General features: G+C 64.0%; 15 protein-coding genes. 2 read left to right on the top strand and 13 right to left on the bottom strand.

Annotated elements, in window-relative coordinates:
* Window position 1 precedes the first annotated feature (1 nt).
* The 9 genes from G3480_RS07645 to G3480_RS07600 all read right to left on the bottom strand — a co-directional run bounded on the left by G3480_RS07645 (window position 2) and on the right by G3480_RS07600 (window position 7,270).
* Complete coding sequence (locus G3480_RS07645; RefSeq protein WP_164653282.1) at window positions 2-187, bottom strand: hypothetical protein; 186 nt, start codon at window positions 185-187, stop codon at window positions 2-4.
* Between the two features lie 234 nt (window positions 188-421).
* Window positions 422-682 (bottom strand): Txe/YoeB family addiction module toxin, encoded by a 261-nt coding sequence (locus G3480_RS07640; protein ID WP_164653280.1) that lies wholly within the window; start codon window positions 680-682, stop codon window positions 422-424.
* Window positions 675-929, bottom strand: a complete 255-nt coding sequence (locus tag G3480_RS07635) for a type II toxin-antitoxin system Phd/YefM family antitoxin (RefSeq protein WP_164653278.1) — start codon at window positions 927-929, stop codon at window positions 675-677. The genes G3480_RS07640 and G3480_RS07635 overlap by 8 nt, the downstream gene beginning before the upstream one ends.
* A 161-nt stretch (window positions 930-1,090) precedes the next feature.
* Window positions 1,091-1,399: a HigA family addiction module antitoxin gene (locus G3480_RS07630; protein WP_164653276.1), complete on the bottom strand. Its 309-nt coding sequence runs from the start codon at window positions 1,397-1,399 to the stop codon at window positions 1,091-1,093.
* 12 nt (window positions 1,400-1,411) lie between these two features.
* On the bottom strand, window positions 1,412-1,690 hold the full coding sequence (locus tag G3480_RS07625; RefSeq protein WP_164653274.1) for a type II toxin-antitoxin system RelE/ParE family toxin: 279 nt from the start codon (window positions 1,688-1,690) through the stop codon (window positions 1,412-1,414).
* Between the two features lie 25 nt (window positions 1,691-1,715).
* Window positions 1,716-2,369, bottom strand: a complete 654-nt coding sequence (locus G3480_RS07620) for a DUF4276 family protein (protein ID WP_164653272.1) — start codon at window positions 2,367-2,369, stop codon at window positions 1,716-1,718.
* Entirely contained in the window at window positions 2,366-3,460 is a 1,095-nt protein-coding gene (locus tag G3480_RS07615; protein ID WP_164653270.1) for an AAA family ATPase, read from the bottom strand. The genes G3480_RS07620 and G3480_RS07615 overlap by 4 nt, the downstream gene beginning before the upstream one ends.
* Window positions 3,457-6,570 carry an Eco57I restriction-modification methylase domain-containing protein gene (locus G3480_RS27835; protein ID WP_206171558.1) on the bottom strand — a complete coding sequence of 1,038 codons (3,114 nt, stop codon included), beginning with the start codon at window positions 6,568-6,570 and terminating at the stop codon, window positions 3,457-3,459. The genes G3480_RS07615 and G3480_RS27835 overlap by 4 nt, the downstream gene beginning before the upstream one ends.
* Window positions 6,557-7,270: a hypothetical protein gene (locus G3480_RS07600; protein WP_206171556.1), complete on the bottom strand. Its 714-nt coding sequence runs from the start codon at window positions 7,268-7,270 to the stop codon at window positions 6,557-6,559. The genes G3480_RS27835 and G3480_RS07600 overlap by 14 nt, the downstream gene beginning before the upstream one ends.
* 456 nt (window positions 7,271-7,726) lie before the next feature.
* Here G3480_RS07600 and G3480_RS07595 point away from each other — a divergent pair, with 456 nt between their 5' ends.
* Window positions 7,727-9,103, top strand: coding sequence for a phosphatidylserine decarboxylase family protein (locus G3480_RS07595; RefSeq protein ID WP_164653268.1), 1,377 nt, complete (start codon window positions 7,727-7,729; stop codon window positions 9,101-9,103).
* 229 nt (window positions 9,104-9,332) lie between these two features.
* Here the strand turns inward: G3480_RS07595 and G3480_RS07590 are convergent, their stop codons facing one another.
* Window positions 9,333-9,638, bottom strand: coding sequence for a hypothetical protein (locus G3480_RS07590; protein ID WP_164653258.1), 306 nt, complete (start codon window positions 9,636-9,638; stop codon window positions 9,333-9,335).
* Window positions 9,639-9,726: 88 nt separating this feature from the next.
* On the opposite strand from G3480_RS07590, the gene G3480_RS07585 reads away from it, so the two are divergent.
* A complete protein-coding gene (locus G3480_RS07585) occupies window positions 9,727-10,461 on the top strand; it encodes a response regulator (RefSeq protein WP_164653266.1) in 735 nt (244 codons plus the stop codon).
* Here G3480_RS07585 and G3480_RS07580 read toward each other — a convergent pair.
* From G3480_RS07580 to G3480_RS07570, 3 genes are all read right to left on the bottom strand, one after another.
* Window positions 10,401-12,230, bottom strand: a complete 1,830-nt coding sequence (locus G3480_RS07580; RefSeq protein WP_164653264.1) for an ATP-binding protein — start codon at window positions 12,228-12,230, stop codon at window positions 10,401-10,403. The genes G3480_RS07585 and G3480_RS07580 overlap by 61 nt on opposite strands.
* Window positions 12,231-12,273: 43 nt before the next feature.
* Window positions 12,274-13,467, bottom strand: a complete 1,194-nt coding sequence (locus tag G3480_RS07575) for a TIGR02679 family protein (protein WP_240905655.1) — start codon at window positions 13,465-13,467, stop codon at window positions 12,274-12,276.
* A 64-nt stretch (window positions 13,468-13,531) separates the two neighbouring features.
* Window positions 13,532-17,692, bottom strand: a complete 4,161-nt coding sequence (locus G3480_RS07570; RefSeq protein ID WP_164653260.1) for a TIGR02680 family protein — start codon at window positions 17,690-17,692, stop codon at window positions 13,532-13,534.
* Between the last annotated feature and the right edge of the window lie 144 nt (window positions 17,693-17,836).

The raw sequence follows: 17,836 nt of genomic DNA, 5'->3' as shown, positions 1-17,836 counted from the left end.
CTCACGTGGACAGGTCTCGATGGCGCAGATCGGCCCGCGACACGCCCGGCAGATAGATGATGGGCACCGCGGTTGTGGGCCAGTCCGCCTCCTCCAGGGTGCGCGCCAGCATGCACTTGATCCAGATCGCCGGCCCGCGGCGCTCGGCCGGCGCGTGGTCACCGAGCACCAGCAGCTCCGGGATCATCTCCCGCAGCCGATCGGCGACCGGTTGCCACTGGTTCTCTATGATCTGTCTAGAGCACGGCGGCGGGGCGTACCTGATCCGCACGGCTAACATTCGCGGCACTGCGCAGCGAGAGGAGCAGGCGGTCTAGGACTGTCTCGGTCATTGATGCCGTACCGCCACGCCCTTTAACGTTGGCAACTGTGTCCGCGTTCAACTGGATACTCACCTGCGTTTGCTCATTCCGAGCTCAAATCAATCGTGATAACGGCAGGAAATAATGGTGATCTGCTCGCTATCGACAGCGTAGACCAGACGATTCGCTTGGTCGATGCGACGCGACCAGAAGCCGCTCAGGTTTTCCCGCAAGGCCTCGGGTTTGCCGATACCTTCGAACGGCGTCCGCAGCACGTCGGCGATGAGCGCATTGATGCGCTTTAGGGTCTTGCGGTCTTGGCTTTGCCAGTAGACGTAATCTGCCCAAGCCTCTTGGGTCCAGGCGAGCCTTCTAGTCATGCTGCAACGGATGCTCGGCTGTCTGTCCCTGGCGGTATTGAGCAATGGAGCGGGCGAGATGCTCGGCGTTGGCTGGTGAGCGGAGCAGGTGGACCGTCTCCATCAGGCTGTTGAAGCTGTCGAGGGACATAACGACCGCGTCTTCAGCATCTCGACGGGTGATGACCGTGTAGTCCGCGTCGTCCACAACGCGATCAAGCACTTGCTTCAGTTGATTGCGGGCATCGGAGAAGGTGATGGTTTGCATGGCAGCCTTCCTACTTGTTCGACATATCGTACAAGTATGCTGCGCTATCTGGCCTCAGTCAATCGCGACCACGGAGCGGCTCTCCCCAAAGCATCTGCCTTGGCTGCCGCCTTGCTGTCCGCCAAACGGCCAACGACATCAATGCCAGACCGCCACCGTGCTCATGCGGCCTCGCGATCACGCGGCAATGGCTCAATCTCGCTGAGCACCTCGGCCATGCTTTCCTTGGCCAGGGCAATGTCATAGTCGACCTGTAGGCGCAGCCACCAGCCTTCCGACAAGCCGAAGAAACGGCATAGTCGCAGGTCGGTATCCGCCGTCACTGCGCGCTTGCCATGCACAATCTCGTTGATCCGCCGCGGCGGCACATGCACCGCCCGCGCCAGCGCATACTGCGACAGCGACAGCGGTTTGAGGAATTCCTCCATCAGCATCTCGCCGGGAGAAACCGGCGCCAGCTCCCGGGTCATCTGTTTCACCTCTCAGTGGTCGTCGACGATTTCGACATCCAGGGCGTCGCCGTCCGAAAAGCGGAAACACAGACGCCATTGCGCGTTGATGCGAACGCTCCACTGTCCGGCGCGATTGCCTTTCAGGGACTCCAGCCGGTTGCCGGGAGGCGCGCGCATGTCGTCGACGACACGCGCCAGATTGAGCTGGACGAGCTTGCGCAACGCCGCGCGTTCGATGTTGGCGAACCGCGCAACGCGCCGTCCCGAGAACAACGCCTCCCTGTCCCGGCAGCGGAACGTCTTGATCATCGTAGAAGCATAACGCGATGCGTTACTATACTCCAAGCCCCTCAAGTTTCGTTACCCAAGCATCGAAATGTGGACATTGGGCACGGATGCAGTCCAACCCGATGTCCATGGCGATCAGCGGACCGTGAACCGGTTTCTGGTAGCCCAGCCTGCCCAGGCTCGACTCGATACGTTTGGACGGCGCTGTTTGCGCTCCGTCGTTGATGTGTTCCGGGTTTTGAAAGCCCGTCGCGACTGTGTTGAGCTGCTGCAGAGGCTCCGGTTCGTCGAACCAGTTTGCGAACCGTGTCGCGTCCGAGAACAGCAGGCCCTCGAATTCATGCACCGACAGGTAAGGAACGAAGTTTCCGCAACCGATGTCACTCGCGAACGCCTGCTCCAGACAATCGACCCGCGAATAGAGCTGTGCGGCCGCGCAAGCCTGTTTCTCGGGAAAGTCCTTCGGGAGCCGAAAAAGGTCGATCATGGTTGTGACCTTGGCGCTCGCATCGCTCAGACACTGGCGCAAGACCTGAGAACGGACCTTGCCATAGGAAACAACCCCGCCCTTGCCCTGGGCGCTCGTGCGCAGCAGGATCGGATACAGGAAGACTCCGCGATTCACCAACGGGTCGTACAACAGCTCGCGCACGAAGGTCTCCTCCGTTTGTCCCTCCACCATCACGTCCACTCGCGTCATCGCGTCGGTCTCCCGCCGATGACGTTCTTCTTCCAAAGCTCGCCAAGGCTGTACTCCTCCAGCCAATCCTGTAAGCCCGATGCATCCAAGCGTTGGAATGTCGAACGGCCTCGATCTCGATCTACGACGATCAAGTCCTCGGCATCGAGCTCGTTTACCAATTCGACAGACTGGGTAGAGACGATAATCTGGTTCTTCTTAGCTGCCGACTTGAACAGCGATGCCAGGACAGTAATCGCGTATGGGTGCAGCCCAAGCTCGGGCTCATCAACAAGGATGCTGTCAGGTCGGTTCTGCTCCGGTTGCAAGAGCAGGGTCGCGAGACAGATGAAGCGTAGGGTACCGTCGGATAAGACATGGGCCTTGAACGGGAAGTCCTGACCACGCTCAACCCATTCCAACTCGATGAACTCCTTGTTCGCGGGGCTTGGCCGTAAGTAAAAATCGCCAAAGAAAGGCGCCGCCAGTTGAATGGTCCGAACGATGCGGTCGTAATGGGCTCTCTCGGTCTGATACAGGCGGTAGAGGTAGGCCGCCAGATTCCGCGCATCCGGGCGCAGGTAGTCGTTGTCGTTGATCGCGTGGGGCTGCTTGACTCGCGCCTCGTCGCTGGTGTCGTGGAAGTGATAGACCGACCAGCTCCGCATGGCCGGCAGCACGTATTCATCGATTCCGGTGCGGGTGCCTTCCTTGCACTTGCTCTCGAAATGGCCCGCGCCGATCTGACGGGGACCAGACACGTCCCACCAGAAGGCTTCATAGGAGAACATCAATCGGTTGTCGAGCGTGGGCTCCAGCGTTGCCTGGTAGCCATTGTGACCGAAGTACAGCTCACAGCGCAGCGACTCGCTGACCTTACGCCCGAAGTGCAGCAGCGCATCCGGTCCGCCCGCCTTGGCAACATGCCGCTGCAGGTTCCCATCCGTCATCTCGCGGATCAGCTTGAAGAAGCCGATCAGGTTCGACTTTCCCGCCCCATTGGCACCAACCAGCACGTTGAGCGCGCCAAGCTCCAGGTCACATGCCTGGATGGATTTGTAGCCTTTAAGCACGAGCCGGGTAAGCTGCGTCGGGGCTGTCACTGGCTTCATGTCGTCTCTACTGCCTCGGCTGCTCCCCGCGCGGCGCGCTTTTCTGCCAGGGTCAGGTGGTAATCGTTGATGCGGTCGCCCTGGAACCGGTGGAACCAGGGGGCGCTTTCGACGTCTTTGCCGCGGTCCTTCTTCCAGTGGATGTTCGGCTTGGCGCGCAGGATGCCGGCGCCCTTTTTGCCGACGTCGCCGGCGAGCAGGAAGGGGCGGATGTTCAGACGCACGCCGTCGTTGAGGTCCGGCTCCCAGCCTGTGGGCTGCTGCTCGATGGGCTTCCAGCGCACGAAGATGTCGAGCGGGGCCTCGCCCTCCAGGATGGCCTCAAGCCGGGTCTTGAGGGCCTTGGCGGCGGCCAGGCGCTCGTCGGCGCCCTGTTGGCCATCGGCGGCGGCGCGTTCCTGCATCCGAATCCAGTCGCCGAGGTTGGTGTAGATCAGTCGCTCGAGGTTGGCGCGGTCGAGCTTATGGTAGTTGACCAGGGCCGCGAAGCCGTCCTTGAGGCCGTCCCAGATGTGCCAGATGAAGGGGCGGTGATGGAACAGCTTGCAGTGCTGCTCAAAGAAGGCGTCCCGCAGCCAGACATCCAGTCCCTTGCCCTTGGTGCCGGACTCGGCCAGCAGCTTGGTCAGGGTGCCGGCGGTCCAGTCGTCACCATAGGCCGCTGCCAGTAGTCGCAGCAGGCGCTCGTGGGCGGCCGGCTCGCCGCGGATGGCGGGCAGGCAGCAGATGCCGTCGTCGTCGCTGAAAGCGTCGAGCTTGCGGGCCTCGGCGACCAGGATGCGGGATTCGTCCGACAACTCCAGCTGTGTGCCCGTCTCCGTAGCCGGAACTGTAGCCAGGCCATCCTGGCCTGGGACTGTAGCCAGGCCATCTTGGCCTGGAGACCCAGGGCTGGAAGCCCTGGCTACAGCAGGAGCCCCAGGGCTGGAAGCCCTGGCTACAGTGAAAGCGGTGGCTACAGATACAGTGTCGGTCTCGGCCGGCCAGCGGTAGCCGAGCAGGCGGGCGACGGCGGTCTGCAGCACCGTCGCGTCGGTGCGCTTGGGGCCGATGGCGGTCCATTTGGCCGTCTCGTCCCAGATCACCGAGCCGCAGGGGTGGCCGTGGAAGATCCATTGGGTGGGGTCGTCGGAGTAGGGTTCGGGGAGGCCGTTGGGGTAGCGCTCCAAGGCGACTTGTTGCCAGTGGGGGAGGTCGAAGGGGACTTTGACGAGGGTGGCGTTGGTGACCTTCAGGGATTGGTCGATTTGGCGAACTGCTTCGTTGAATTGTGGGGAGGAGCAGAAGCACCAAATTGCCGGGAGATCGGACGGACTACGGGGCAAAATGACGGCAACATTCTTGTCGAAAATCTCACCGGAGTGTAGGGTAACCGGCAAGTCTCGCATTTGACTGACTGCCACGCCCCACTTGCCCCACGCCAGTTCCCCAGCAGGTATTGCCAGCCCCTTTTTTCCCAATTCAGCAAGCAAGCCGTTTCCGTGTTGCCAGTAGACCAATTGCTCTTTTCCGCCGAATTGGAGGATTTGGTCAACGGTTGTTGACATCACTTGCCAGTCGGCATTTGGCGCAATAAGCTCATAGAATTCTCGAAAATAACGTGGAGAATCTTTGCTGCCAAAACCATGAACTCCATGAGAGAGCGTTTGCAGTAACTCTATGCCCGCAGAATCTTCTAATGCTATGCGCGCATCCGGATTTTCCAGCTGCCCCGCCTGACTTACTGAAGCTGTCTCCCCACCCCGCAACACGTCCGCCTTCTCCCCCGCTGATCTCGGCTTACTCGCATCCACCCCCCGCAGCATCGAGTCCCCCCTGGCTCGCCCGCGAGTCTGAGTCAGTAACTGGACATTGAAATCCCACATCGGCGTTTGAAAGCCCTTCGGCCCAAGCAGTGCTACAAGATTCCACGAAAGATCCCGCAACAACCGCTCCCGCTGCTTCCGATAGCTGGTCAGGAACAGCCAATTCTGCGGCATGACAATCTGCACGACGCCGGCACCCCGCTCCCGCGCCAGTTCCAGACAACGCTCCAGGAAGACATTGGCCAGGTCGTTCTTGGCATCGGGGTAGTGGTTCTCACAGAAAGTCTTGAGCCGCGGTGCCTGCTTGCCGCGGGACAGGTAGGGCACGTTGGTGATGACCCAGTGATAGCGTTCGGCGAGCAGTTGCGCGGCGCGGACCAGGCCGGCGGCGACGACGCCAAGCTCGCGCTGTTGATCGTCTTCCGAGGCGAGCGCGCGCTCCAGCAGCGGCGCGACGCGATCCCAGCCCTGATCCAATAGGTCACCGCTGAAGACGCGGTGCGGGTCGATCAGGCTGCCCAGGGTCGGGGCGTCCGCAAACAGGTCGTAGAGGCGTTCCAGCGCGTGCTCCAGGTCCGGGTCGCCCTCGGCGAGGCGCAGCCAGTCGGCCTTCGGGGCATTGATGCCGAGGCCGGAGCAGGCGAGATTCAGCGTCGGCAATGGGCGGTAGCCGCCGGCATCGGGCCAGCGCCAGGCGGTCAGGGCCAGCGCGAAGGCGGCGATCTCGACGCAGCGCTGGTCCAGCTCCAGGCCGTGCAGGTTGTCGCGCAGCACGGCGTCGACGGCCTCCTGCGCGCTCAGTCCCTCCAGCGCCATGCGCATCGGCACCAGCATCTGGAAGGCCGCGACCAGGAAGTGTCCGGAGCCGCAGCAGGGGTCCATGACCTTCAGCTCGCCGAGGTGCTCGGGCCAGGCGTCGAAGGTGCCCGCGGCGGGGATCCAGTCTTTCTCTATAGCCAGAACTGTAGCCAGGCCATCCTGGCCTGGATCTGTAGCCAGGCCATCTTGGCCTGGTGAGTCTGGGTTAGGAGCGTTGAGTATGGTTCCAGGGCTAGAAGCCCTGGCTCCAGTGACAGTTGCGGCGTGGCGCCAGGGCCAGTCGGGAATGCTGGCTTTGTCGGGGTTGTGCCAGACGTAGCGGATCTGGAAGTCATATTCCTTCTCGTCGATGTAGACGCGAAATTTCAGTTCATCCGCAGGCGGGTAGACGACGAAGATCACACGTTCGATGCCGGACAGCCCCTCGGGCCAAGGCGTGGAGATGTGCTCTGCGTAGCCTTCGATGAGTCGATCAAGCCTGCTCATTGAGCCAATCCTGTTCCTGCTCGGTCAGATAGTCCGGGAAGCGGACCTCCATCACAGCGCCGGTGCGGCGGAATACCAGCAGCCCACGCTGCGCTGCGGCCTGGGTCAGCTCGATGAGCCGCTCCTCGGGGAGATCGAGCACGCGCGCCCAATCGCTGCTGAAGAGGCGCTGGGCGAGGCGGCCCTCCAGGTATCCCAAGAACAGGCCAAAGGCGACATTCACGGGCGTCACTATCGGCTGCGAGCGAAGCTTCTTGACGTGCCCGGTCAGATAGCCGGCTTGGGTCCAGGTGCCGTTGATACGCTGGGCGATGGCCTCTATCGAGGCGAGACTGAAACGGCCCTCGTCCGATTGTGTCAGAAGCCGTTCGATCGCCTCCCGTTCGAAACGCTGCCCCTGCGGGGTCGCAAGCACCTGGGGTACACTGCTGCGCAGCAGGCCATCGCGTGTGAGGGCCATCTGCAATGCTAGCAACGGCTTTGCATCCGGCTCCTGGGACCAGAGTCCACGAAAGACCCGAAAGAGACAGGTACCGGGGTCCAAGGCGTACAAATCACTGAGGTGCCGGAAGGTAAGCTTGCGAGCATTGACCGTCGGCTTGTCGAGCAGGTTGTCATCGATCACGGCCTCCCGGTAATCAGCACGCTGGGCACCGGCGGGGGCCGCGTCGAGCAAGCGCTGCAGCTCTGCCAACATCATCGTTCGCGCTGAGTGCACACCGCCTTTGCCAAATTTGAAACCGAAGCGATGCAATGCCGCGGAGGATTCTGTCGCAAACACCGATGACCCATACCCTGAAACTGTGGCGGTAGTCTGCCTAAGAAAGTGACCATCAACAACTTCCCCCCTTTCGGAAAGGGGGGCCAGGGGGGATTTCGGGCGGGATCGCTCGCATCGGGAAACAATTGATGAGCGCTTTCTAAGTTACCCGGTTGTGCGCCATCCTGGTACGGCCTGCACACCGATGGGAGCCGACTATACCCTTCTGAACGCTTGCCTTGCGCGGGCTGCCTCGACTTGCCTGCCTGCCGAGACCATCGCGTATTGCAACCGCTGAATTAGGACTCGATCCAGAGGACAAGCTTTGGATTAAGTTGGGCGCTATCCCGGCAACGCCTGCTCGTTGCATTCGAATCCATCACAGGTGAGGAGCTTATGAGAACGTCGAAACGCACCCCATGGGGGCTGACCGCGGTCCTGCTTGCAGCGCTGTCCTGCTTGGCGGCGTCGCCGGTTCAGGCGGAAACGGCCATCGAGCCGGCTCCTTACAATGTGGGCAGATGGCTGCCGTCGGATCAGCGGACCCTGACTGCGTGGCGAGCCGATCTCACTCAGGACGGGGATGCGTCCGGTGACGAGCCGCCGCTGGCGCCCGTGATTCAGGAGTTCAAGGCGCTGATCGAAACGGATCCGGAACTCTTCATGCTGTTCACCCAGATGTTCGAGCAGATCCCGGATGAGCCGGCGTTTGAGAAGGATCCAGCCGGCGGCCCGCAGGCGAGGGACTACCATCAGATGCTCGCGCTCATGAACCGCGTCATGAATCGGGCGCCGGAGTTCAACCAAACCGGGTTGGTGGGTTTTCCGATCAACGCCATCCTCGACTGGTCCATGGGTACGCCGGCCGGAACGACCGCTTTTCTCAACGAGAAGGTCAACCGGCAGTTGAAGAAGATTCTGACCCAATGGGCGGTCTTCTTGGGCTCGCCGGATTCTCGCTACGTGCTGAGCGACGATCCCGAGCGCGGATGGTTTGGCCGGGACGCTATGGCGGCCATGCCGACCTTCGTCGAAGACTTCATCTGTGATCCCGCCGTGCCCTACTACGGATTCGCCTCCTGGGACGATTTCTTCACCCGCCGTTTTCGTCCTGGCCGCCGTCCCGTGGCCGCTCCGGACGACGACGCCGTTATCGCCAACGCCTGTGAGTCGGCGCCCTACCGCATCGCGACCAATGTCCAGTTGCACCATCCCTTCTGGATCAAGGCTCAGCCCTATTCGCTCGCCCACATGATGGCCGGCGACCCCTTGGTCGAGCAGTTCGTCGGCGGGACCGTCTATCAGGCCTTCTTGAGTGCCCTGAGCTACCACCGCTGGCACAGCCCGGTAAGCGGCCGGATCCTCAAGACCCGACTGCTGGACGGTTCCTACTATGCCGAGGCGCTGTCCGAGGGCTTCGACCCGGCAGGCCCCAACGAATCACAGGCATATATTACGCAAGTGGCCACCCGCGCCCTGGTCTTCATCGAAGCCGACAATCCCGACATCGGCCTGATGGCGGCCATGTTCGTCGGCATGGCCGAGGTCTCCTCCAATGAGATCACGGTCTACGAGGGGCAGCACGTCGCCAAGGGCGACCAGCTTGGTATGTTCCATTTCGGCGGCTCCACTCATACGCTGATCTTTCGGCCTGGCGTCAATCTCGAGTTCGACCTGCACGGCCAGACCCCGGGCCTGCATTCGGAGAACATCCCCGTGCGATCTCGGATCGCCACGGTCGCGGGGCCGGCGGAGGATGCGGTGCCGCAGTGACCCCTCTGGCACGCTGGCTCATGCGCGGTGGCGAGCAGCCGTTCGCTGGAGGGGCGCGGACTAAGAAAGTGTCCATCAATTTTTCCCGATGTGAGCCATGCCGTTCGAAATCCCCCCTAGCCCCCCTTTGCGAAAGGGGGGAAGTTGTTGATGGACGCTTTCTAAGCATGGAGGGCGTCCTTGCCCTGAAGGGAGGCTGTTATCCATTCCCTGAGGTTTTCGCGTCGTCTTAGCCGGCGCTGCGGTCGCGGCCTTGCGCGTGCTGATGCGGAGGACCACCTTCGGGGGCGCACACCAATCCATCGTCACTGCGGCGCGGTGTGATACAGGTGCCTTCTACGGTGTCTCCCCGGCGTCCGGTGAATTGGCAGGCGGCGTTTTCTGCTTGGTCGGCGCAGGCATCGAAGGCCTCGGGCGGGGGGCCGTGACGTCGGCCGACCTGAGAATCGGACTCGGCCTGTGCGAATGGCGCGGTCAGGCACAGCGTAAAAGCCAAGGCCAAGGTGGTCCGTTGAGCGGTTTGGGTGAACGTCATTAAGATGCTCCGGGTTTTGTTGAAGTGCTGATAGTCTATTCAGCGAATCAGGAGTGGCTGTGAGCAGACTTTGTAGAGATTGTGTGGCATGAAGGATGTCGTCCCCAAGACCGTGCTGATCGTCGAAGACGAGATTGCGTTGGCAGATGTGCTGGCCGAGTATCTGCGGGCGGCATCCTTCGCGGTTGAGCACCTTAGCGATGGCGCGTCGGTGGTTGCGCATGTTCGCGAGCATGCGCCGGATCTGATCCTGCTGGACGTGATGCTGCCGGGGCGCGACGGCTTGGAGATTTGTCGCGATCTGCGCGGTTTCACGATGGTGCCGATCATCATGGTCACCGCTAAGGTGGAAGAGATCGACCGTCTGCTGGGTCTCGAACTCGGCGCTGATGACTATGTCTGCAAGCCGTTCGCACCGCGAGAAGTGGTCGCGCGGGTCAAGGCGCAGTTACGCCGGGTGGACATGCTGACGCGGGCGTCCGCGCAAGCGCAGGTCGAGACCCAGACCTCTGGTCTCTACCTGGATGCAGACCGCATGGAAGCCCGTGTCGGCGAGCGCGCCTTGCGACTGACGCTGGTGGAGTTCCGTTTACTCGATGCCCTGCATCGCCATCCCGGACAGATCTACTCCCGCACGCGTTTGATCGAACGTCTGTATGACGACAATCGGATCGTGACCGAGCGGACCGTGGATACGCATGTGAAGAATCTGCGCAAGAAGCTCGCCTCCGCGTTCGAGGGTCAACACTTCATTCAGTCCGTTTACGGGGTCGGGTACCGCTTCGAGCTAGAATCCTTGGGGGCGCAAAATGCTTGCGGATGAGTCAAATTTCGATGAAGCGTCCGACCATCCCAGGCCGTCGGGATCGGGATCGAACCGACGATAGCGATCCCGATTCCAATAGCGATCCCGTTGGCATGACGCGTCGGTCTGAGGCGAAGCCTCGCCAGCGTTGAGTTCGGAATCGGACTGAAACGGATCTGGATCTCGAGCCCGCCGCAATCCGCGGGTCTTGCCAGGATGCTGCCTCTGTGGGCCTCAACGATGGAGCGGCAGATCGCCAGACCCAATCCAGCGCCCCCTTTCGCGCGCGAGCGCGACGCTTCCACGCGATAGAAACGATCGAACAGGCGCTCCAGCGCCGCATGCTCGACGCCTGGCGGTGTGTCCGCGATCGAGATCAGGATCTGGTCGTTGGTGCGCGCGGCGATCATCCGGATGAACCCGCCGGCATCGCTATAGCGCAGGCTGTTGGCGAGCAGATTGTCCAGCACCTGCCGCAGTCGCCCCGCGTCGCCATCCATCCGCAGTCCATCTTCGATCTGCAGCTGCAGCGCGATCTCTTTGTCCGCGCAAGATGCCTCCCTGTCCGCGACCGCAGCACGCAGGATCGCGCTCAGGTCGAGGGGCTCGAAGCGGTAGTTGAGTGCGCCGCTATCCGATAGGGCCAGATCATAGAGATCGTCCAGCAAACACCCTAGGGTCATTAGCCGTCCGTGCAACTGCTCCAGACGCGCCTTGGTGCAGGGTCTGATCCCATCGATCAAGGCGTCCAGCTCCGCTCGGGCGACGGCAAGCGGCGTGCGCAGCTCGTGGGAGACATCGGCCATGGCGCCGCGGCGCAAGGTCTCGCTGCGCTCCAGCGCCAATGCCAGGTGGTTGAAGTCCTGCGCCAGCTCGGTCAATTCATCCCGGCCCTTGAGTAACACGCGAGCCCCATAGTCGCCCTTCGTCAGTTGACGGGCTCCGGCGGCGACGGCTCGGATCCGTCGCAGCAGCCGGGTGCCGAGGATTGCGCCCAGCATCAGGGCCAGGGTCAATGCGGTGAGGCTGATCCAGAGCAGCGAGCGATTGTGCTGACGGTTGAAGCGCTGTGCCAACTCATCCTCAAGCCAGATCGGAGACGACAGACCCAGCCATCCCACGACCGCATCATCGACAATGAGCGGACTGAGCACCTCGCCCTCGATTTCACCGACGATGTGTCCTGCGATCTGGTTGCGCGCTGCGTCCAGCAGACGCAGCCGATCGAGTAGTTGCTTGTTTCTCCTGGGAGGCGGCCTAAAGCCGGGGGGCGGTCGCGGGTTGTCCGATGGGTGCATGCCTGCCGGGGCGAGCCGCGCCGCATCCGTGCGGCCGGGTTGCCCTGGCCGATCTGGAGGCGGAAACGCAAAGTCGTCGTCGAATGGCGGGGCGTTCGGTGGACCGAGCCCTGGCTCGCCAAAGGGGCCGGGCGGACCCCAATCCCGCCGCATCGGTGGGACCTGTGATCGCACTGCGTCCTCGCTGGGCCGGTCCGACACTGCTTGCGATTTGGCCACGCCCGGGCCGATCTTGGGCGCCATGGCGTCATCGACGAGCCGGGGCCAGGCGCCGGGGTTGTCGGCGACGAAGTTCCAGGAGCCCTGCTCGCGATAGGCCTCTAGTAAGGCATCCGCCACGGGTGTGATCCGTTTCAGCTCCTGCTGGCCCAAATAGTCGAGAAAGCCGTGCTGGAAACTCCAACGCGCGGCCAGTCCCATACCGACAACAGAGAGGGTGCTCGTCAGTCCGAGCACCAGCAAGAGTTTCCCCGTCAGACCGATGCGCATCGGTCCAGCCCAGCTCGTCGCGCTCCGCGCATCCTCCTAATCATCAGCATTGCCTCTTCCATTCAGGGGCACTATCGACCTTCACCGGGGAATCCAAGTCGCTCAGGATGGCTTGGATCACCCGCTCTTCTTCAATGACCTGTCCGCGCGCCCGCATGGCTCGACTCAGCTCCGGATCCCAGGCTGCGATGACCAGTTCATCGGTCAATGCCTTGCCCGAATCCGCCGCCTCCAGGTAATCCGCTGCATCCATGCGCCAAGGGACGGCGCCGTGACGATCGATGATGCCGTTGGCGATGCGGATGCCGGGCCAGTCGAAGTCACCGTGGTATCTGAGCCGGGCGCCGGCCTCGACGAGCTGGTTCAGCAGCGTGATGACCGCCGCGCTGGGTTGGCCTCGGGTGCAGATCAATGGGGTGCAATTTAGACCCAGGGCATTCGCCGCCTCGGCGACGACGGCGGGGTTTTCACAGATCGAGATCGGGGTCGCGCCTGGGGTCCAGATTGGCGGGTCTCGCAGCAGCTGCCTCAAGGTGAGGTAGAGCGGTTCGCCGCTGCCGGCGGCGGTACGGATGATGGCTGCGCTGGCGCCGTCTCCAGCGGCGGGCAGATTCAGGGCCAGGACGGTGCTGCTGATGCCGCCGCCGACCAGGACGCCGGCAGCCGCCCAGAGTTCATCGGTGGAGCGCGTCTGATCATCGACGCACAGGGCACGTTTGACCAGGGTGGCCACGGGCCGACCCTCGTCCAGACCGTGGGCGTCGCCGAGACAGTCGGCCGCCAGCGTGCTCAGGGTCTTGCCGCGTTGCGGGAGACACTGAAGGACGCTCAGGGCTTGGCGCAGGAGCCTTTCGGCCCGTGCGGGATCCTGATCCGCGAGCCGCTTCAAGAGGCCCTCGCGCTCCAATGCCGCGAGCCAGGTGGTCGCATCGAGGCGTTTCGCCTCCGCGCCCTGGCGGTCGAAGACCTGCCGCCAGGCCCGCTGTCGGTCCTCACGCTCCGCACCGAGATTGCGGAGCGGTCCACCAAGGGCTTCGATGGCCGTGCGCAGAGTCGGGGCCAGATCGGCGCGTTGCAGGATGTCTTCCAAGTGCTGCAAAGGCAGGCCGAGTCGGTTGCCGCTGCTGGGCCGGCGACCCAGCAGCTCGTCCAACGCTCGGCGCTCTTGCTCCGTCGGATTGGCGATGGAAACCCGCTCCGCGCCACCACGCTCCAGTCCGACCCGAACTGCCTGCATGATGCGCGCGAGCTCCGGGCGATCCAACAAGGCTTTGAGCCGTGGCAGGTCGACCCCGGGAGGGTCAGAACAGAGGTGGCTGTGAGTCATTGGCGTCTTGATTCGCGAGTGCCGGTTCTTCGGCGACCGGGGGGCTCATCGGCGGCGGCTCGTCGATACGGCGCTGGCTGCCGTCCCAGGTCCAGCGCGAGAGATAGACGGCGTCGATGCCTTCGTGGCGCACCAGCTGGGCGATGGCAAGCCCTGGCACCTCGGCATAACAGCCCCATTCGCGCTCGCTGGTGAGCATGAAGTCGAGGTCGAATTGGGCCATGAGCCCCAGGCATTTGGCGCGGGAGTCGTCGTCGATGCCGGCGAAGGCCTCGTCGAGCATGACCAGACGCGGCGCCTCGGGTGTGGCGCTGCCGTAGTGGCTGGAGGCGGCGGCGAACAGCGGCAGGGTGACCACCAATGCCCGCTCGCCGCCGGAGGCGGGTCCGTAAGCGGGCCGCCAGCGACCGCCTTGCCAGCGCTCGACGGTGAATCGGTGCCAGCGGCGGTAGTCCAGGGCATGGGCGAGATGTTGGATCAGGGTGCCGCCGTCGTCGGACTGGCGGACCTCGTCGATGCGCCGTTGCAGGAACTCGCCCACCGCGCTGCGATCCTCGTTGGACCAGGCGGCGACGGTCTGGCGCAACAGCCGCTTGCGGGCCTCGGCGAGACCGGCCGGTGCCGCGCCGGACTCCTCGTCCAGTGGCACCCAGGCCAGACGCAGCTTCATGCCGGTGCTGGTGGGGCGGTGCTCCAATTCCTGGTTGATGCGCTCCACCATGCGCTCGCCGTCGCCGATGAGCTGTTGCAGGTGGGTAGCCACATCGCTCATCAGGTGGGCCTCAAGCAGCTCGCGTTCCTTGGCGTCGAGCAGGGCCTTACGCTCGGCGACCTCGGCGTCCAGGTTTTCGGCCAGCTCGTCCGGACCGCAGGGACGGGATTGGAAGATGACGCGCACCAGCAACAGCTCACCGTCCTGCTCGATATGGGCGGAATGGTTGTAGCGGGACAGGGTCTGCTGCAAGGGCTGGAAGCGGTCGTAGAGTCCCTGCTGCTGACGGCGCCAGGCGTTGTCGTCGTGGTCCACCGCCTCCAGGGCCTGTTCCATCTGCCGGGCCAGGCGCACCGCCGGGTCCACCGGCCAGGGGGTGTCGCGCTCCGGGGCTTCAAGCTCTGGGGCGGCGATGCGCAAGAGGCCGACTCGGGTGAAGCAGGTCAGGATCTCGATGGCGCTGCGGCGCTCCTGGTCCTTCTCTTGGAGACTGGCGGCGAGGCTGGCATGGCGCTCGGAGTAGCGGGTGGCCTCGGAGATGGCTGCGGCGTGCTTGATGCGATTGTCTTTGTGATCGTCTTCGAGTCCCTGAATGTGCGCCTCGGTTTCGCGGATACGCCGCTGCAACTTCTCGACGCCTTCGCCGAGGGTCTCGCGCAGGGTGTGCCAGATCTCCTCGGCCTCGCGCTGGCCGGTCTTGGCGCGATCCAACTCGTCGGCCTGCTCGGCGCGGCGTTCCGCCAGCTCGGCGGCCTGCTCGGCCAATTCGCTGGTCCGCTGTAGTCGGTCCCAATGATGGCGCAGACTGGGCCAGAAGCCCGCCGCCAGCGTGTTGTACTGGGTCAGGGCCTCGGCGACCCGGTCGAGACCTTGGGTGTCTGCGGGCAGGTCAAGATCCAGGGCGGCCTTGTCGCGCGCATCCCGGCAGCGTTCGGTGGCGGCCTTGCTCTGCTCCAGGATGGCGGTCAGGTGCTCGACCGCGTCCCTGCTCTCTGCCAGGCGCTGGCGCAGGTCGTCATGGCGCTGGTGGGCCGCGCGCAGGGCCTGGTCATCCGGCAGGGCGTGCCATTCTCGGTCCAGGGTTGCCAGCTGGTTTTCCAGCCGCTCGATGTCCACGCTCAGGGCCAGGATCTGCGCTTGCAGCGCTTCCAGGGCCTCGGCGATCTCCCGCAAGCGTCGCCGCCGGGCTGCTTCCCGCGCCGCATGACCAATGTAGGCGGGCTCGGCCTTGCCCCAGGCACCGGATGCGGGACCGAGACACCAGCGGCCCTCGCCGTTGACCCAGGCGGGGTGCGCCTGCTCGCCCCAGCCGATGCCGGCGAGGATGCCGGCCAGCGTCTCGGGTTCGATCCTGGCCGCGGCGGCGTCCTTGGGGTCGATGGCGATTTTGAGGGCCTGCCGTAGGTTGCGGTCCGCGGGTGCGATCGGCCCGAGCATCCGGTCCCAGGTCTTGCCATCGTGCAGCGTCCCGTCGGGCATGACCCAGGCGTCCAAGAGGCCGCTGGACTCCAGGGCCGCCTCAAGCCCTGCCCGCTCGTCAGCGGCCAGGCTGTCTGCGAAGTCTACGAGTTGCCAGAAGGGCGCGCCTTCCAGGTCTTTGCGCGCCTCCGGATCGCGGCTGTATGGGATCGGCGGCTCGGCAAGCTCGCCCTGCTCAATGCGGCCTTGTTCCGCTGCGAGCGCGGTGACGGCGGCTTGGGCCTCCGCGCGGGCACGGGCAGCCGCCTCCTTCATGCTGCGCAGACGGTCCCTCGCGCCGTTGTAGCTCTGCCGCAGGGCATGCTGCGCGGGGTTGTCGCCGGACAGCGTTTGGCACCAGTCCTCAAGCTCGGCGAGCACGGCCTCCGGGTCTTCCAGGCGCAATTCACGATTGGCCTCCAGTGCATGACGCAGGGCCGAGACCAGCGCCGTGCCTTGCTGGTCGACGGCCTCGGCGGCTTGGACGCGGTCTTGGTCCAAGCGCTCCATCTGTTCGATGGCCCGCTCACGTTGCTCCCGGTCCCGTCGCTCCTCTTGTCTGGCCTTTTCCAATGTCTGGATGAGACCACGGACTTGCGCAATGGCCCCAGTGCGACGCTCGACCTGAGACCGGACGGTCTCGGCGGCCTTGCCGATGGCCGGGTCCGAGCCGGATCGCGGACCCGGACCGCCATCGGGCAGCTCCAAGGGGGCGAGCGCGCCTTCATGGGCATTGGCGATGCCGGCTATGCGTGCTGGCTCGATCCAGGCGCTCAGTTCTCGACCCCGAGCCTCGCTCTCTTGGGCGCACGCCTGCTGTTCCGCAGCCAAGCGGGCTTCCTGGCGATTGGTGTCACCGACCAGGCGTTCGAGCTTGACCTGGAGGGTCTGGCAGTGCCCGCGCCGTTCCGCCGCGCGGGTCTCGGCCTCCTTGAGCCGGTTGGCGTCGCGCATCTCGGGGCTGTCACGCAAGGTCTGCAACTGGGTGCGGCTCTGCCGGAGCTTGAGGTCGAGGAATCCCTGGCGCCGTTCCTCATGGGCCTGGGCCGCTTCGGCCTCGGTCAGGGCCTGGGCGGTCTCGCGCAGCTCCGTCCCAACCCGTTCCCAGGCACTCTGTGCCTGACGCACGGCTTGCGCCCGGCGCCGGGCCGCCACGGCGCAGTAACCACGGTAATGCTGAAGGAAGTCGCCGACGGAGGCGCGGGCCTCATTGAGCCCGTCCAGGGTCTTGCGCTCTTCCTCAAGGTTGCGGAAGGCGTCCGCCACGTCGTTGAGCACGGCCTGATCCAAGGGCGGCAACGCCTCGGTCAGGGCCGAGGACAGTGCCTTTTCGTCCGGGCGTTTGGACAATTGCGGCTGGCGCAATTGGATCAGCAGATTGAGCAGTGCCTCGTAGCGATGGGGGCCGAGCCGGAAGAGCAGCGCGTCGACCCGGGCGCGGTACTGGGCGGAGCTGGTGTGCAGTTCGCCCCGGTCGCCCAGTGCATCGAGGAGCCGATCCCTGGACAGGGCGCGGCCGTTGCCGTCCACCAGCATCAGGTCGCGGCGCACGCGCTGAGGGGTGATGAAGAACCAGCGCTCGGGCGCGCCGCGTCCGGCCACGGCGCGCATGCCGCAGCCCAGGGTGCAGAACTCCGGTGTGCCCTCATTGTCCCGGCCGAATTCCATCCAGACATAGCCCAGGCGCTCCTGATACTGGCCGCCGAGCAGGAGATTCCATTCCATGCGCTTGCCGGGATCGCCATCCGGCTCGACGCGCGAGGGGATGAGCTGCCCGTCCAGCAGGAAGGGCAGGGTCATGGCCAGCACCTTGGACTTGCCGGTGCCGTTGTTGCCGCGCAGCAGCAGGTTGCCGTCCCTGAGCCAAATCTCCTCGTCGTCGTAGTGGAAGAGGTCCACGAGGCCCAGACGCAGAGGTTGCCAGCGGGGGCGCAAGGGCAGGGGGGCGTCTTGGATTTCGTTCATCTACAAGAAGGGGTGTTGAACCGGGGCATTGGGGTCAGGTCTTGCAATCAAGCACCCTTTGGCTTGGTGGGTAGGTCCACTGGCGATTCAATCCCGTTTTCAAGCTCGTTTTCAAACCGGCGCACGGCTCGACTGACGGTGGAA

It is taken from the genome of Thiorhodococcus mannitoliphagus, assembly GCF_010915725.1.
Taxonomy (GTDB): Bacteria; Pseudomonadota; Gammaproteobacteria; order Chromatiales; family Chromatiaceae; genus Thiorhodococcus; species Thiorhodococcus mannitoliphagus.
Note: the sequence above shows the minus strand (reverse complement) of the source record. Positions and strands in the feature narration are given on the sequence as shown.

Bases quoted from the DNA above. Each gene is read 5' to 3' on its own strand.
- G3480_RS07640 (WP_164653280.1), bottom strand. From the start codon at position 682: ATGACTAGAAGGCTCGCCTGGACCCAAGAGGCTTGGGCAGATTACGTC.
- G3480_RS27835 (WP_206171558.1), bottom strand. From the start codon at position 6,570: ATGAGCAGGCTTGATCGACTCATCGAAGGCTACGCAGAGCACATCTCC.
- G3480_RS07625 (WP_164653274.1), bottom strand. From the start codon at position 1,690: ATGATCAAGACGTTCCGCTGCCGGGACAGGGAGGCGTTGTTCTCGGGA.
- G3480_RS07570 (WP_164653260.1), bottom strand. From the start codon at position 17,692: ATGAACGAAATCCAAGACGCCCCCCTGCCCTTGCGCCCCCGCTGGCAA.
- G3480_RS07635 (WP_164653278.1), bottom strand. From the start codon at position 929: ATGCAAACCATCACCTTCTCCGATGCCCGCAATCAACTGAAGCAAGTG.
- G3480_RS07595 (WP_164653268.1), top strand. From the start codon at position 7,727: ATGAGAACGTCGAAACGCACCCCATGGGGGCTGACCGCGGTCCTGCTT.
- G3480_RS07590 (WP_164653258.1), bottom strand. From the start codon at position 9,638: ATGACGTTCACCCAAACCGCTCAACGGACCACCTTGGCCTTGGCTTTT.
- G3480_RS07620 (WP_164653272.1), bottom strand. From the start codon at position 2,369: ATGACGCGAGTGGACGTGATGGTGGAGGGACAAACGGAGGAGACCTTC.
- G3480_RS07585 (WP_164653266.1), top strand. From the start codon at position 9,727: ATGAAGGATGTCGTCCCCAAGACCGTGCTGATCGTCGAAGACGAGATT.
- G3480_RS07580 (WP_164653264.1), bottom strand. From the start codon at position 12,230: ATGCGCATCGGTCTGACGGGGAAACTCTTGCTGGTGCTCGGACTGACG.
- G3480_RS07600 (WP_206171556.1), bottom strand. From the start codon at position 7,270: ATGATGTTGGCAGAGCTGCAGCGCTTGCTCGACGCGGCCCCCGCCGGT.
- G3480_RS07575 (WP_240905655.1), bottom strand. From the start codon at position 13,467: ATGCAGGCAGTTCGGGTCGGACTGGAGCGTGGTGGCGCGGAGCGGGTT.
- G3480_RS07630 (WP_164653276.1), bottom strand. From the start codon at position 1,399: ATGACCCGGGAGCTGGCGCCGGTTTCTCCCGGCGAGATGCTGATGGAG.
- G3480_RS07645 (WP_164653282.1), bottom strand. From the start codon at position 187: ATGATCCCGGAGCTGCTGGTGCTCGGTGACCACGCGCCGGCCGAGCGC.
- G3480_RS07615 (WP_164653270.1), bottom strand. From the start codon at position 3,460: ATGAAGCCAGTGACAGCCCCGACGCAGCTTACCCGGCTCGTGCTTAAA.